This window comes from Vibrio sp. Vb1729, from assembly GCF_033338655.1.
GTDB lineage: Bacteria > Pseudomonadota > Gammaproteobacteria > Enterobacterales > Vibrionaceae > Vibrio > Vibrio alginolyticus.
Window position 1 is genome coordinate 1 of sequence record NZ_JAWOTB010000016.1, and the last position, 14,627, is coordinate 14,627.

Sequence of the window (14,627 nt, forward strand, 5' to 3'; positions counted from 1 at the left end):
GCAGTGCCAAACGATGGCATTGTGACCGTTTCTGCTGGGCAAACTGAGTTTGATGTGCGTATCGCTTCCATTGATGACGCCGTTTATGAAGGCCCTGAAGATTTCAGTGTGACGGTGACTGGCATTGGCGCAGTGCAAGGCAGCGATACGGGTACGGCAACGATAGTGGATGACGGCAGTGGTCCGGGCCCTGATCCGGATGATGACCGCCCGAATGTGACTATTACCGATGCTGGTACCATCAATGAGGGTGAGACAGCGAACTTCAAAGTGACGTTGTCGAACGCCGCCGAGTCTACAGTTCAAGTCGAGCTAGGCCTGAACTTAGGTGACACCGAAGTTGGAGACTTAGGTACCTTAGAATACAACACAGGCTCCGGTTGGGTTGCAGTGCCAAACGATGGCGTAGTAACGGTGCCAGCAGGGCAAACTGAGTTTGATGTACGCATTGCTTCCATTGATGACGCTGTTTATGAAGGCCCAGAAGATTTCAGTGTCACGGTAACTGGCATTGGGGCAGTACAAGGTAGCGATACCGGTACGGCAACGATAGTGGATGACGGCAGTGGTCCAGGCCCCGATCCGGATGATGACCGTCCGAATGTGACCATCACTGACGCTGGCACCATCAATGAGGGTGACACAGCGAACTTCAAAGTGACGCTATCGAACGCGTCTGAAGCGGAAATGCAAGTAGAGTTGGGTCTTAATCTCGGCGATACCGAAGCCGGTGACTTAGGTACCTTGGAATACAACACGGGAAGTGGTTGGGTGACAGTGCCAAATGATGGCGTAGTAACGGTGCCAGCAGGGCAAACTGAGTTTGATGTGCGCATCGCTGCCATTGATGATGCTGTTTATGAAGGCCCTGAAGATTTCAGTGTGACAGTGACTGGCATTGGGGCAGTACAAGGTAGCGATACGGGGACGGCGACGATCGTGGACGATGGCACGGGGCCAGGCCCCGATCCGGATGATGACCGCCCGAATGTGACTATTTCAGACGCTGGCACCATCAATGAGGGTGAGACAGCGAACTTCAAAGTGACGCTGTCGAATGCCTCTGAGTCCACTGTTCAAGTCGAGCTAGGCCTGAACTTAGGTGACACCGAAGTTGGAGACTTAGGCACCTTAGAATACAACACAGGCTCCGGTTGGGTGACAGTGCCAAACGATGGCGTAGTAACGGTGCTAGCAGGGCAAACCGAGTTTGATGTGCGCATTGCTTCTATTGATGACGCCGTTTATGAAGGCCCTGAAGATTTCAGCGTGACGGTGACTGGCATTGGGGCGGTGCAAGGCAGCGATACGGGAACGGCGACGATTGTGGATGACGGCAGTGGCCCGGGTTCCGATCCGGATGATGATCGTCCAAGCGTGACTATTTCAGATGCTGGCACCATCAATGAGGGTGAGACAGCGAACTTCAAAGTGACGCTGTCGAACGCCTCTGAGTCTACAGTACAAGTCGAACTAGGCCTGAACTTAGGTGACACCGAAGCCGGTGACTTAGGTACCTTAGAATACAACACGGGAAGCGGTTGGGTTGCAGTGCCAAACGATGGCGTGGTGACGGTGCCGGCGGGGCAAACCGAGTTTGATGTGCGTATTGCTTCCATTGATGACGCGGTGTACGAAGGCCCAGAAGATTTCAGCGTGACGGTGACTGGCATTGGCGCAGTGCAAGGCAGCGATACGGGTACGGCAACGATAGTGGATGATGGCAGTGGTCCGGGCCCTGATCCGGATGATGACCGTCCAAGCGTGACTATTTCAGACGCTGGCACCATTAATGAGGGTGAGACAGCGAATTTCAAAGTGACGTTGTCGAATGCCTCCGAGTCTACAGTTCAAGTCGAGCTAGGCCTGCACTTAGGTGACACCGAAGTTGGAGACTTAGGCACCTTAGAATACAACACAGGCTCCGGTTGGGTTGCAGTGCCAAATGATGGCGTGGTGACGGTGCCGGCGGGGCAAACTGAGTTTGATGTGCGCATCGCTTCCACTGATGACGCCGTTTATGAAGGCCCTGAAGATTTCAGTGTGACGGTGACTGGCATTGGCGCAGTGCAAGGCAGTGATACCGGTACGGCGACGATAGTGGATGACGGCACGGGGCCAGGCCCCGATCCGGATGATGACCGCCCGAATGTGACTATTTCAGACGCTGGTACGATTAATGAGGGTGAGACAGCGAACTTCAAAGTAACGTTGTCGAACGCCGCCGAGTCTACAGTTCAAGTCGAACTAGGCCTGAACTTGGGTGACACCGAAGCCGGTGACTTAGGTACCTTGGAATACAACACCGGAAGTGGTTGGGTGACAGTGCCAAACGATGGTGTGGTGACCGTGCCAGCAGGGCAAACTGAGTTTGATGTGCGTATCGCTTCCATTGATGACGCTGTTTATGAAGGCCCTGAAGATTTCAGCGTGACAGTAACCGGCATTGGTGCAGTGCAAGGCAGCGATACCGGTACGGCAACGATTATTGATAATGATGCTCCTCCTTCTATTTCAAATGTTGTGAATGCAGTTGTTTCGGAAGAAGGTTTAGCTAATGGTATCCCTGATAATACAGGATCACCTTCAGACACTACTAACTCCGCAAGTTTCTCAGGAACATTCACAGTTGCCGATCCAGACACGGCGAATGTTTCAGTGGTATTGGCAGGTCCTAACAACCTAACATCAGGAGGGGAGCCTATATCGTGGACGTGGGACAACAGTACTCAAACGCTGACTGCGAAAACTGCTCACCTGAGCGTTGTTGCTACTGTTGTGCTGAGCGAGCCTTCAGCTTCAGGTCAAGGCTCTTGGGACTATACTATTACTCTGTTTGAGCCACTTGATCATCCTGTTAATGATGTGGAAGACATCATCAACTTTGATTTACAGATTTCTGTAAGTGATGGACAAACAACAACATCTCAAAGCTTAAATGTGGCCGTTGAAGATGATTGCCCATACGTGCCTGTTGTTGTTCAACCCGTCGATGTGTCGCTTACTGGTGCACCTAACGTTCTGACAGGGCGCATAGATTTTGCAGGAAGTGAGGCAGATGCAACCAGTCGAACATTTGGGGACGTTGTTGTGACTGCAAACGGTTTTGTGTCTGACGAATCTGTGATGCTGGGAACAGCTGAAATCAATCAATCATCAGAAGGGATTGGCGTTAAAAGTTCTGGTAACAACGGCTTCCAATTAGAAAACGAAGTCGATTATCGATTCGCGGGTAATGAGGGTGTATCAGAGCAGTTAATCATAGACTTAGGCAATAAAGTTGCTTACGGAGCAGAAATAGAATTTGAGAAAATGTTTGGTGGTGAACTTGAGAAAGGAATCGCATCTTTTTATAGAGATGGTGTATTAATTGCTCAGCAATCGTTCAGCTCTGACGCAAGCAGTGGTGATTACGCGGCAAATTTCAATGTTCAACAGGGAGGCTTTGATAAAATCATCCTCGAGGCGACCAGTAATGGCAATGGCCCGGATACTGAAGACAACAGTGACTTTACCGTTAAATCAATAACCTTTACAGGTGCGTACTCTGGCGTGCCAATTGCTAGTGCGGATGGGAACCTCGGTGCTGTATATGGAGCTGATGGCCCTGGTTCTATAGTCTTAAATGGAGGTGAGGCTGGTTTAGAGACTCTAGATGGTAAAGACGTGTTGATATACGTCGATCCACAAAACTCTAATAGACTGATTGCAGAGGCTGATGGAGAGCTTGCATTCGAAGTTCAACTTACACCTAGCACTGGAAAATGGGAGTTCTTCCAATACTTGCCTTTGACCTCACCTTATGGCGATGGGGATATCGATTTTAACTACACGATTACTGATAATGATGGCGACAGTAAAACGGGGTACTTTTCTGTCAACCCTTACGCCCCACCAATCGTAGAAGGTGTAACACTAAACGTTTCTGAGGAAGGCTTAAGCAACGCCATTGCTGATGACTCTGCTCTAAACGGCTTTGATGACACAACTGACTCGAGTTCTGATGTAGAACAATTGACGCTGGGTCAAACCGTTGATTCTGTTACGCTCAGTGAACCATCTACAGCTCTTACTAGTAACGGGATCTCTGTAACGTGGACGTTATCAAATAACGACCAAATGCTTATCGGTTCAGCGAACGGTGAAGAGGTTATCAAAATATCAGTCAATGATACTGGAGTGGTATCTACGGAGCTTCTTGGTCCGATTGTTCACTCCAACCCATCTGGAGAAGACACCTTAAATATTGAGGTGCCTGTGCTTGTCTCGAATGCTCGTGGCCTTACTAACTCCACAACGGTCAACGTTATTGTGGAAGATGACTCACCAGATTCTGCATCTATTATTCACGATGTAGTTGCAGAAACTAAAGAAAGTGCCAACGTTCAGCTCATAATGGATGTCTCGGGTTCTATGCGAACGGATAATCGCTTGCAGATAATGAAAGATTCGGCAACTCAGTTATTGAATCAATATGAGTCTATCGGTCAAACGCGAGTTCAAATTATTACTTATAGCAGTACAGCATCCACTTACGCTATAGGTGCTGCGACGTGGCTGACGGTCGAGGAGGCCAAAGCGTATATTGAGACGCTAACTGCGGGTGGCGCGACTAACTATAACAACGCGCTAAATGAAGCAAAACAGTCATGGGATGATGTAGGTAAGTTAACCAGTGCGTCGAATGTTAGTTACTTCTTGTCAGATGGTCAGCCAAACCCTGCGTCATCATTTATAAACGACGCTCGCGAGCAGAGTTGGATTGATCACCTAACCGATCCTGATAATCAGATAACAGCCCTAGCGTATGGTATGGGCGTTAATCTTATGCCGGAGCAATTAGATCGCGTAGCATATGATGGCTTTTTGAATCAAGACCTTGATGGTGTTGTGGTTCCTGACGTAACTCAATTACCTCCGGTTATGTTGCAGTCAGTGATTCAACCTGTTGGGGGGAACTTGATGTATACCACTTCTCCAGATACAGGTATTGGTGCAGATGGTGGTTATATTAGCGAAATAGAACATGACGGTGTCACTTATTCGTTTGATGGTACAGACCTAATAGTAACTGACAATAACGATGGTATTTCGCATGCATTTGACGACACAACGATGCAGCTTACTATCTATATCGACAGCAAACATACTCTGGAAATCGACCTAAACGATGGTGCGTATGCATTTTATGGTGCGGTGGGTGATACAGTTGAAACGTTAGACTTCGATTATGTATTGACGGATAACGATGGCGATCAAAGTGAGAATACCCTGCAATTCGTTATTGATGAAAACGGAGGAGTAAATGCTTCAAGTAATGGCTCTGCAAATATTATTGAAGCTGAAGTAGACGTAAGTCATGACATCTTGATCGGTAATGATAACGAGGCAGATGTCTTTAAATGGGTCAACGACTCCTTGGATACAGGAACAGATCTAATTAGAGGTTTTGAGAGAGATTTGGACACCTTAGATCTGAGTGAAGTCGTTGAAGATGCAGGGCACAATACGATAGAAGAACTTCTTAATAGTATTGACTTGAACATTGATGGCGATGACTTATCTCTAGAAATAACCCATAACGATGGAAACTCAATTCAAACTATCGTAATAGAAAACGGGGCGACAGAGTTTAGTGATTTAATCGTGGGAAATGCGGACTTTGAGAGAGATGTGTTATCCGCACTAACTAAGGTTAACTTAGAGCCATAATGAAAAGGGCCAGTAGGCCCTTTTCTTCTGCTTTGTCTTACTTATTCGTAGCCTAAAGCACTTTACATGCAAAACCTTTTAAGTAGAAACCTTCTGGATATGCTGTATCGGTTGGGTGGTCAGCGGCTTGTTCAAAACGCTCCACAAACTTTACTTGGCGGTTAGCGTCTACGGCTGCATCAGCGATGATTTTCTGGAACAGAACTTGATCCATCAAGCCAGAGCAAGAGTAGGTCAGTAGCGTGCCGCCCGGTTTTAGAATTTGCATTGCTAGCATGTTGATGTCTTTGTAACCACGACATGCGCCGTTTAGTTGTGCTTTGCTCTCTGCGAACTTCGGTGGGTCCATGATCACAACATCGAACTGAGTTCCTTGATCACGATACTCACGAAGCAGCTTAAACACGTCTGCATTTAGGAACACGGCACGCTTCTTCGAAATATCAAACTCGTTTAGTTCTGCGTTGAATTTTGCGGTATCTAAAGCAGGTTGTGACACGTCAGCGTTAATCACACGCTTTGCATCACCTTTTAGAGCGTAAAGTCCGAAGCCACCTGTGTAAGAGAAGCAGTTAAGAACTTCTTTGCCTTTCATATATTTCATCGCTTGCTGGCGACTATCACGTTGATCTAGGTAGAAACCTGTTTTGTGTCCGCCAACGATATCTACACTAATCTTTACGCCATTTTCTTCGATGACGACCGATTTAGGTGGCTCTTCGCCGTGCAAGACGCCCGTGATCTCTTTTAAACCTTCTTTTTTACGAACGGCCACGTCAGAGCGCTCGTACACATTACAATCAGGGAAGCACTCAACCAGAGCGTCAACAATAGCCTGCTTATTGTGTTCTGCGCCAGCACTGAGAAGTTGGCACACAAAGAAATTTTGGTAACGGTCGATCGTAACGCCTGGTAAGCCGTCAGACTCTGCTGCGATAAGGCGATAACCCGTAAGGCCATCACGTTCGATAATGTCTTCACGAAGAAGTTGTGCGTCTTTAAGTCGTTTAACGAAAAACGCGGTGTCGATTTCTTCTTTATCAAAACTCCAAATACGAGCACGAATTTGCGAAGCTGGCGAATATGCCGCCTTAGCTAGCCATTTACCGTCGTGAGTGAATACATCAACCGTTTCGCCAAGAGCAGGTTCGCCCTCAACTTTGTTGATGCCTCGAGAGAAGATCCAAGGGTGCTTGCGCTTGACCGATTTCTCACGACCTTTAACCAAATAGATAGCAGCTGTCATTTCATTAGCTCTTGTTGAATTTTGAAAGGGGCGTATTGTCCGGGATGTGAATGGTAAAAGCAATATCCCTCGGCAATCCAGTACATTGTAGTGACTTTTAAATACAAAAAGGTCACTAAAGTGACCCTTTTATTTGAATTTGCTGTAATAGATTCCGTTGCTATGCTTTAAGTCCAGTAAGTAGTGCTTCCATTGTGTCGCTTTGCTTACGCAGTTGATCAACGTTTTGTGAAGTCGTGCTTATCATATTGCACACGTTATCTGCTTGAACTCGAATTTCTTCAACGCTTGAGGCGATATTGTCCGCGACTACACCTTGCTCTTCAGCTGCTGTTGCAATTTGAATGCTACTGTCGGAGATAGTTTGATTTTTATCTGCCAAAGAGCCGATTTCGTGATTCACTTCCGTCATGAGGTTTTGTCCCTCATTTGCATTATTAACTGTCACTTCCATCAGCTTAGTAAGCGACTGGCTGTTACGCTGTAATGATTCAATCATCGTTTGGATTTCAACTGTCGCTTGCTGAGTGCGTCCCGCAAGAGCGCGAACCTCATCCGCAACGACCGCAAATCCACGACCTTGTTCTCCAGCACGTGCAGCTTCAATAGCCGCGTTCAGAGCAAGTAGGTTGGTTTGCTCGGAGATCCCATTGATTGTTGTCACTACTTCATCAATTTGTGCTGCATTGGCATCTAACTCGGCAACGGCTTGAGACGCAGATTGAATCTCATTAGAAAGGTTCGAAATCGAGTGAAGCGTATTCTCAACTTTCACTTGTCCAGACTGAGCCACGTTACGTGCATCATCGGTTTGCGTGCTTGAATCGTGAGCTAGTGTCGCGACTTCTCGAATCGTTGATGCCATCTGTTCAGTTGCACTCGCAAGAGAGTTGAGGTGTTCCTGCTGAGTCGCTGAAATATCTGAACTGTGATGAATCGATTGATTCAGATCTGAGCTAATTTGTTGCATTAAAGCCACAGACTCTTGAATCGACAGCACCATTTGTTGCTCTCGTTCTGCAACTTTGTCTATCGTAATAGCAATTTCACTAAACTCGTCGCGAACAGGGAAGAAGTTCATTCTCGCAGTTAGGTCGCCACCAGCAAGAGTGTTTAATGCTTTGTTCATCGTGAACATCGCGCCGCCAATAAACGTCATGATGTAGTAAACGCCAAGAGCGAGAATAAACAAGCTCACACAGATGATGCTCACTTGAGTCGTTGATAGGGCAGTCCATAAAGAAAGTTCATGGTTTGCAACCAAGCTGTACGCACCATTTAAAACTGACACGGATTGCGGCCCTGAGCCAATAGAAACGGTTTCTGAACCCGCTATGAGGCTTGCTACTTGAGATTGAGAAAGGTTGCCTGCCTCTATCAGACCTTTCATAAGCATGAGCTCTTCTTGGTACATACTTGAGATCAGTGTATTAGCCGCGCTATTAAGGACGAGAGTGAGAATGACTAAAGCAAGAAGAGGGAGAACGAAGAGCAAATAGAACTTTTCTTGAATCTTTAAGTGAATGAGATACTTATCAATCCAGCGGAATGGAATTTCTTTCATAATTATAATAACCGTGCAAAAACCCACTATCCTTAGTGGGGTGAATAGACGAAAAGAATATATCACTCAGTAAAAAGAAGCGGTACAAAGATGAACGTAAAGTGTGAGAGATTTATAGTAAAAGGTCATGTTCAAGGCGTGGGCTTTCGTTACCATACTTCCCATCAAGGATTGAAGCTAGGGTTAACAGGTTATGCGAAGAACCTAAACAATGGTGATGTTGAAGTGATGGCGTGTGGAACAGACGCGCAAATAGTTGCGTTTTCGGAATGGTTACAAGAAGGACCGCGAACGGCAACAGTAGAGCATGTGATGCAGGAACCTGCGTCGTATAAGCCGTTACGCGGTTTTAAAATTTTATGAATCTACAAGCATTTAGCTGGCTTTGGTAGGCCGGCTAATTTGGTTGCTTGTTTGGCTGGCCCCTTTTTAAACAGCTTGAATAGATACTTACTGTTACCTTTTTCTGGGCCGTGCGCTTTTTCCATCGCTTTCACAAGCATACGCACTGCAGGGGAGGTATTAAACTCTTCATAAAAGTCTCGCACAAAATGCACAACTTCCAAATGAGCATCCGTAAGCTCGATGTCTTCTTCTTTTGCTAAAAGCTCAATCATACCTTCTTCCCATTGAGTATGATCCAATAAGTAGCCTTGAGCATCCGTTTCAATTTCTTTGCCGTTGTAAACGAACATAACGTTTTATCCGTTAAGTAAACATGGATGTTTATAGATTAGCGACAGCCGAGAATGTTCTCAACAAAAGAATCTCGAAGTCGTATCGAGCGAATCAAAAGCGTACAAAGTAGTGGCCTATAACTGAATACTCTTAAATTATATTTTAAGCATAAGTTTGTTTTTTTATTCGTGTTGTTAGAAAATTTTCGGGGTTGATATCGGTGGTTTTGCATTGTTATGCAATTCGCTTGGTGTGATTGATTTGTCAGTTATATTTATTGTTTTAGATAAGTCGATCACAACGAATATAAACTAGTTTTAAATCAAAAGAATAAATTGAAAAAAATCGTTATGTTCACCCATGCTTAACAACAACACGGAGCAATTCAGGAGTGTATGGAGTGGTCGAATCTTTTCGTTTCCATTGGATGGGCGGTACTGCAAGCATGCTTTAGCATTTTCTCTTTTCTATGTCTGACGGGATTTGTAAAACATAATCCTATAAAACCGAAGTATGCTTGGTTGCAGTACATCTATGGGCCGTTACTTTTTTTGACTTGGGGAGTCATGTTAGTGACACCGATGATGTCGGCCTACATATTTTTTAGCGTAGCTGGTAAATCAGTAGTCTGGTTGCCCGCGCTCAAGATGTTCGGTTATTGGTGGGTTGCGTTTGGAGTATTTTGCTTCTTGTCATCAGTCGATGAGCGATTGCGAAGTCGCGGTTTGAATTAAGACAAGTTATACCTTGAAATCAGTTTACAAACTGAGAGAGGTGATTATAAAGCGCTCATACAAGCGATATAGCGATTGTTTGAGAATTAATAGCTTAAACGTTGTGTTTGTTTTCATAGACCGATATTCTCATTGGATTAATGAAAGCCTGTATTCAGGTTAGAAACAACAATGATGACAAGGAGTTAGTCATGTCGAAACAACGTTACATTGAGATTAATGACAATGTAAAATCCACTTGGTCCATCGAGCGTATTTGGCAACTTGCAGAATCCTTACCTGTAGAAGAAATTTCGATTGATGATATCAAAGGCCCAAATGAAGTGACTTGGTTTAGTCATGAAGGGCCACAGCCAACCTGCCGTGAAATTGCAAAACATTGCCAACGAATCAACAATGCTGATTTGTCGTATCCGGTAATCTTAACCAGTGACTATCGTGTTTTTGACGGTATGCACCGAATCGCCAAGCAAATCATGTTAGGAGAGGAAACGATCAAAGTGAGACGCTTTAGAGAAAATCCAGAAGCTGACGAAGTTATAGAGTTGTCAGTAGAGCAGGCGTAATACACTGAATTGCACACAAAGAAAAAGCCCGAAGGAATTACCTTCGGGCTTTTTTATTCTACTTAACGAGAAACGATTAATCGTCGTTCATGATGCCTAGAATGCTTAGCAGACTAGTGAACAAGTTAAGGATGTTTAGGTACATCGAAATTGTTGCACTGATGTAGTTTGTCTCTTCACCACGAACGATACGACTTGTATCGAATAGGATGAAACCAGAGAACACGAGTGCAGAAACACTGCTGATTACTAGGTGAGCCATTGTTGAACCAACGAAGATGTTAATCAGCGCTGCAACGATCACAATGATCAAACCTGCCATCAGGAAGTTGCGCATGAAAGAGAAATCTTTCTTGCTTGAAATGGTGTAAGCCGATAGGCCAAGGAACACCATACCAGTCAAACCTAGAGCTTGAGCAATGATAGTAGGACCGTTTGGAATTGATGCGTAGTAGTTAAGCATTGGACCTAAAGCACCACCCATTAGAGTCGTGAAAACGAATGTCCAAACGATACCAGATGATGAGTTGATTGCCTTTGGCATAACAAAGAACAAAATACCAATCGCTGCAACCTGCATCACAATTGCCATGATTGGTGAAATTTGCATTGCCATAGTCGCGACTGCTGCGATAGCACTGGTCATCAGTGTCATCGACAGTAGGAAGTAAGTGTTTTTCAGTACTTTGTTAGTTTCTAGTGTATTAGGAACACTTGTTGAACGAGTAAACATTGGACTGTTCATAATTATCCTCAATAAGGGAGTTTACTATTGGTACATTTATGGGGCTGAAAGTTCAAAAAATCAAGCCCTTTTCATGCATATCCTAGATAAAATGATAATGGAAATAAGATGTTATGTATTTGGCAACTTGTAACACAATATTACTGCCTAGCATAGCTATGTTGATTCTCACACAGATTTTTGAATTTAGTAACAAAAGCACTGGCTTCATAGAAACCAGTGCTTTTTTATGTCGATTCGGCTAAATCTTAGTGGTGTAAGATTTGCGCTAGGAAGTTTTGGGTCCTATCCGATTGAGGATTCTCAAAGAAATCGACCGGGTTGTTTTCTTCGATGATCTCTCCTGCGTCCATGAATATCACGCGATCGGCAACCTCTTTAGCAAAGCCCATTTCATGTGTCACACAAAGCATAGTCATGCCTTCCTCGGCGAGTTCGACCATTACATCCAGTACTTCGCGAACCATTTCCGGGTCGAGTGCAGATGTTGGCTCATCAAAAAGCATGACTTTAGGGTTCATACACAAAGAGCGAGCAATCGCCACGCGTTGTTGCTGACCACCAGACAACTGACCGGGATACTTCTCCGCTTGGTCTGGAATTTTTACACGTTCCAGATATTTCATCGCAACTGCTTCTGCCTCATCTTTTGGCATCTTCTTCACCCAGATAGGCGCGAGCGTACAGTTTTCCAGTACGGTTAAATGAGGGAAGAGATTAAAGTGTTGAAAGCACATGCCCACTTCTCGGCGTACTGCTTCAATGTTCTTTAAGTCTTCAGTTAATTCCGTACCAGAGACGTAAATGCTGCCTGTTTGGTGCTCTTCAAGACGGTTAATACAGCGAATCATCGTTGATTTTCCCGACCCTGATGGACCACAGATAACGATTTTCTCGCCGCGCTTAACGTCGAGGTTAATATTTTTTAGTACGTGAAACTCACCATACCATTTATTCATGTCCTTCAATTGGATCATGTAGTCTTGTTGTTGCGTCATAATACGTCCTTGATCTTGATGAGTTATCGTTTGTGACCGGTATGAAGTTTGTTTTCAAGCCATATCGAATAGCGCGACATGCCAAAACAAAATACCCAAAACACTAACGCGACAAATACATAACTTTCTGTAGCAAAACCTAACCATTCAGGGTCGGTATTTGCTGCTTGTCCTATACCGAGTACGTCAAACATGCCAATGATGAGTACCAAACTGGTGTCTTTAAACAAACCGATGAAGGTGTTCACGATAGAAGGAATAGTAATCTTTAGCGCCTGTGGCAAGATAATCAGCCCAGTCTTTTTCCAGTAACTTAACCCAAGCGCATCAGCGGCTTCATATTGACCTTTCGGAATGGCTTGTAGACCACCGCGTACCACTTCTGCCATGTAAGCGGAGGCAAACATAACCACACCTATAAGGGCGCGAATCAGTTTATCTGTCTCTGAGCCTTCAGACATAAACAATGGAAGCATAACCGAAGCCATGAACAAAACCGTAATCAGAGGAACGCCACGCCAAACTTCAATGTAGACGGTACAAATGCTGCGAATGATCGGCATCTCTGAACGTCTACCAAGCGCAAGCACCACACCAATTGGCAATGAAACTACGATACCAACTAGCGCAATAATGAGCGTAACGAGTAGTCCACCCCACTTGTGTGTATCTACCACTTCTAGTCCAAAGACACCACCGTATAAAAGTCCAGCGATGATGAATGGGTAGATGTTTACGAAGAAAAGCCAAATCCACATCCGTTTCGGTGTCTTCTCATACGCGAGTAAAACAGTAAATATGGCTAATGTGATATAGAACAGGCGAGGGCGCCATAGTTCGGACTCTGGATAAAAACCATACATGAACTGCTCCCAGCGCACGCTGATAAATACCCAGCAAGCACCATCTCGGCTACAGTCGTCACGCGTTGAGCCAATCCAGTCTGCGTTAATAAACGCCCAATCCACGATATACCATATTGCAGTTACGACAATATACGCAAGAATGACAGTAACAATGGAATTGATAGGGCCATTAAATAGATTTTTCCGCATCCAACCAACGAAGCCTACAGTATTGGCGGGTGGCGGGAGATCCGGTTGAAATTGATGAGTACTCATATTATCTCTCCACCAGCGCGACTTTACGGTTATACAAGTTCATTAATGCAGACGTAATCAGACTTAATGTCAAGTACACGCCCATCGTCATCGCAATGATCTCAATCGCTTGTCCCGTTTGGTTCAGGGTAGTACCAGCAAACACAGAGACAAGATCTGGGTAACCAATCGCCATCGCTAACGATGAGTTTTTGGTGAGGTTGAGATATTGACTGGTTAAAGGTGGAATAATAATTCGTAACGCTTGAGGAATGACAACAAGCTTTAAAGTTTTCGAGCGTGGTAAGCCTAGCGACATCGCTGCTTCGGTTTGACCATGACTAACCGCATTAATACCAGAGCGAACAATCTCAGCAATGAAAGAAGCTGTATAAACACTCAATGCCAAAAGTAGCGCAGCCAATTCAGGAATAATGCTAATACCACCTCGGAAGTTAAACCCTTTTAGTTCAGGATAATTCAGTGAAATTGGCATACCAGCAAGGAAGTACACAACCAATGGAAGGCCAACAACTAAACCCAAAACTATTCTTCCCATTGGGGTTTGTTGCCCAGTGAGACGTTGCTTATTATTCGCCCATACATTAATTAATAAGCTTGCGATTACCCCGAAGATTAACGCGGCAATAACGTAGCTACTGCCGGGTTCCATAGTCGGTGCAGGGAAATATAAGCCACGAACGTTCAGGAAAATAGCTTCACCAAGACTTAAGCTTTGGCGTGGTGAGGGTAATGCTTGAAGAACAGCGAAATACCAGAAGAATATTTGCAGAAGAAGGGGGATATTTCGGAAAGTTTCGATATAAACTGCCGCTAAACGACTAACTAACCAGTTAGAAGAAAGGCGGGCAACCCCCATGGTAAAGCCAATCACAGTAGCCAGAATAATACCTAATACGGAGACTAACGCCGTATTAAGAAGGCCGATGATAAATGTTCTACCGTAAGAGTACGTTTCATCGTATTCAATTAGTGTTAACCCAATACCAAACCCGGCTTCTTGATTCAGAAAACCGAAGCCCGTTGCAATACCACGAGCATCTAAGTTATTGAGAGCGTTGTTTACAATCGTGTAAAAGAAAAATACCAGTGCAGCAATGGCAATGATCTGGAAAATAGCAGAACGAAAGGCAGGATTATAAATCAGGCTCTTGCTTCCGCTTGGTTTGGACATCGTACTTGGCGATGCATCTTGTGTCGGTTTCATACAGCGATAACCTCAAACCTTAGTTATAGATATCGGCCTGTATAACGAAGTTTCGT

The 14,627-nt window shown here is 44.9% G+C and carries 10 protein-coding genes; 3 read left to right on the forward strand and 7 right to left on the reverse strand.

All coding sequences use genetic code 11. From position 1 onward, the window contains the following. A partial coding sequence (locus R7E29_RS09800; protein WP_411912745.1) for a Calx-beta domain-containing protein occupies positions 1 to 5,712 on the forward strand: 5,712 nt, incomplete at its 5' end. Positions 5,713 to 5,764: 52 nt separating this feature from the next. Here R7E29_RS09800 and R7E29_RS09805 read toward each other — a convergent pair. Further along, positions 5,765 to 6,958, reverse strand: coding sequence for a class I SAM-dependent methyltransferase (locus tag R7E29_RS09805; protein WP_054574168.1), 1,194 nt, complete (start codon positions 6,956 to 6,958; stop codon positions 5,765 to 5,767). A gap of 160 nt (positions 6,959 to 7,118) precedes the next feature. Further along, complete coding sequence (locus R7E29_RS09810; RefSeq protein WP_053304484.1) at positions 7,119 to 8,522, reverse strand: methyl-accepting chemotaxis protein; 1,404 nt, start codon at positions 8,520 to 8,522, stop codon at positions 7,119 to 7,121. A 90-nt stretch (positions 8,523 to 8,612) separates the two neighbouring features. On the opposite strand from R7E29_RS09810, the gene yccX reads away from it, so the two are divergent. After that, the gene (yccX, locus tag R7E29_RS09815) at positions 8,613 to 8,885 is read left to right on the forward strand and encodes an acylphosphatase (RefSeq protein WP_017634611.1); all 273 of its coding nucleotides are present in this window, start codon (positions 8,613 to 8,615) and stop codon (positions 8,883 to 8,885) included. Between the two features lie 2 nt (positions 8,886 to 8,887). On the opposite strand, the gene R7E29_RS09820 is transcribed toward yccX, so the two are convergent. Further along, positions 8,888 to 9,217, reverse strand: a complete 330-nt coding sequence (locus tag R7E29_RS09820; protein WP_005377396.1) for a TusE/DsrC/DsvC family sulfur relay protein — start codon at positions 9,215 to 9,217, stop codon at positions 8,888 to 8,890. A 908-nt stretch (positions 9,218 to 10,125) separates the two neighbouring features. Between R7E29_RS09820 and R7E29_RS09825 the strand changes: the two genes are divergently transcribed. Further along, a complete protein-coding gene (locus tag R7E29_RS09825; RefSeq protein ID WP_005377398.1) occupies positions 10,126 to 10,500 on the forward strand; it encodes a chromosome partitioning protein ParB in 375 nt (124 codons plus the stop codon). A 76-nt stretch (positions 10,501 to 10,576) separates the two neighbouring features. On the opposite strand, the gene R7E29_RS09830 is transcribed toward R7E29_RS09825, so the two are convergent. From R7E29_RS09830 to R7E29_RS09845, 4 genes are all read right to left on the reverse strand, one after another. Further along, complete coding sequence (locus tag R7E29_RS09830) at positions 10,577 to 11,245, reverse strand: Bax inhibitor-1/YccA family protein (RefSeq protein ID WP_017634610.1); 669 nt, start codon at positions 11,243 to 11,245, stop codon at positions 10,577 to 10,579. 248 nt (positions 11,246 to 11,493) lie between these two features. Further along, positions 11,494 to 12,243: an amino acid ABC transporter ATP-binding protein gene (locus R7E29_RS09835; protein WP_017634609.1), complete on the reverse strand. Its 750-nt coding sequence runs from the start codon at positions 12,241 to 12,243 to the stop codon at positions 11,494 to 11,496. A gap of 23 nt (positions 12,244 to 12,266) precedes the next feature. Beyond that, entirely contained in the window at positions 12,267 to 13,364 is a 1,098-nt protein-coding gene (locus tag R7E29_RS09840; protein ID WP_005389988.1) for an amino acid ABC transporter permease, read from the reverse strand. A gap of 1 nt (position 13,365) precedes the next feature. Beyond that, positions 13,366 to 14,571: an amino acid ABC transporter permease gene (locus R7E29_RS09845; protein WP_005377402.1), complete on the reverse strand. Its 1,206-nt coding sequence runs from the start codon at positions 14,569 to 14,571 to the stop codon at positions 13,366 to 13,368. Positions 14,572 to 14,627: the final 56 nt, after the last annotated feature.

Coding starts and splice junctions, on each gene's coding strand:
- R7E29_RS09805 (WP_054574168.1), bottom strand. CDS start 6,958: ATGACAGCTGCTATCTATTTGGTTAAAGGTCGTGAGAAATCGGTCAAG.
- R7E29_RS09810 (WP_053304484.1), bottom strand. CDS start 8,522: ATGAAAGAAATTCCATTCCGCTGGATTGATAAGTATCTCATTCACTTA.
- yccX (WP_017634611.1), top strand. CDS start 8,613: ATGAACGTAAAGTGTGAGAGATTTATAGTAAAAGGTCATGTTCAAGGC.
- R7E29_RS09820 (WP_005377396.1), bottom strand. CDS start 9,217: ATGTTCGTTTACAACGGCAAAGAAATTGAAACGGATGCTCAAGGCTAC.
- R7E29_RS09825 (WP_005377398.1), top strand. CDS start 10,126: ATGTCGAAACAACGTTACATTGAGATTAATGACAATGTAAAATCCACT.
- R7E29_RS09830 (WP_017634610.1), bottom strand. CDS start 11,245: ATGAACAGTCCAATGTTTACTCGTTCAACAAGTGTTCCTAATACACTA.
- R7E29_RS09835 (WP_017634609.1), bottom strand. CDS start 12,243: ATGACGCAACAACAAGACTACATGATCCAATTGAAGGACATGAATAAA.
- R7E29_RS09840 (WP_005389988.1), bottom strand. CDS start 13,364: ATGAGTACTCATCAATTTCAACCGGATCTCCCGCCACCCGCCAATACT.
- R7E29_RS09845 (WP_005377402.1), bottom strand. CDS start 14,571: ATGAAACCGACACAAGATGCATCGCCAAGTACGATGTCCAAACCAAGC.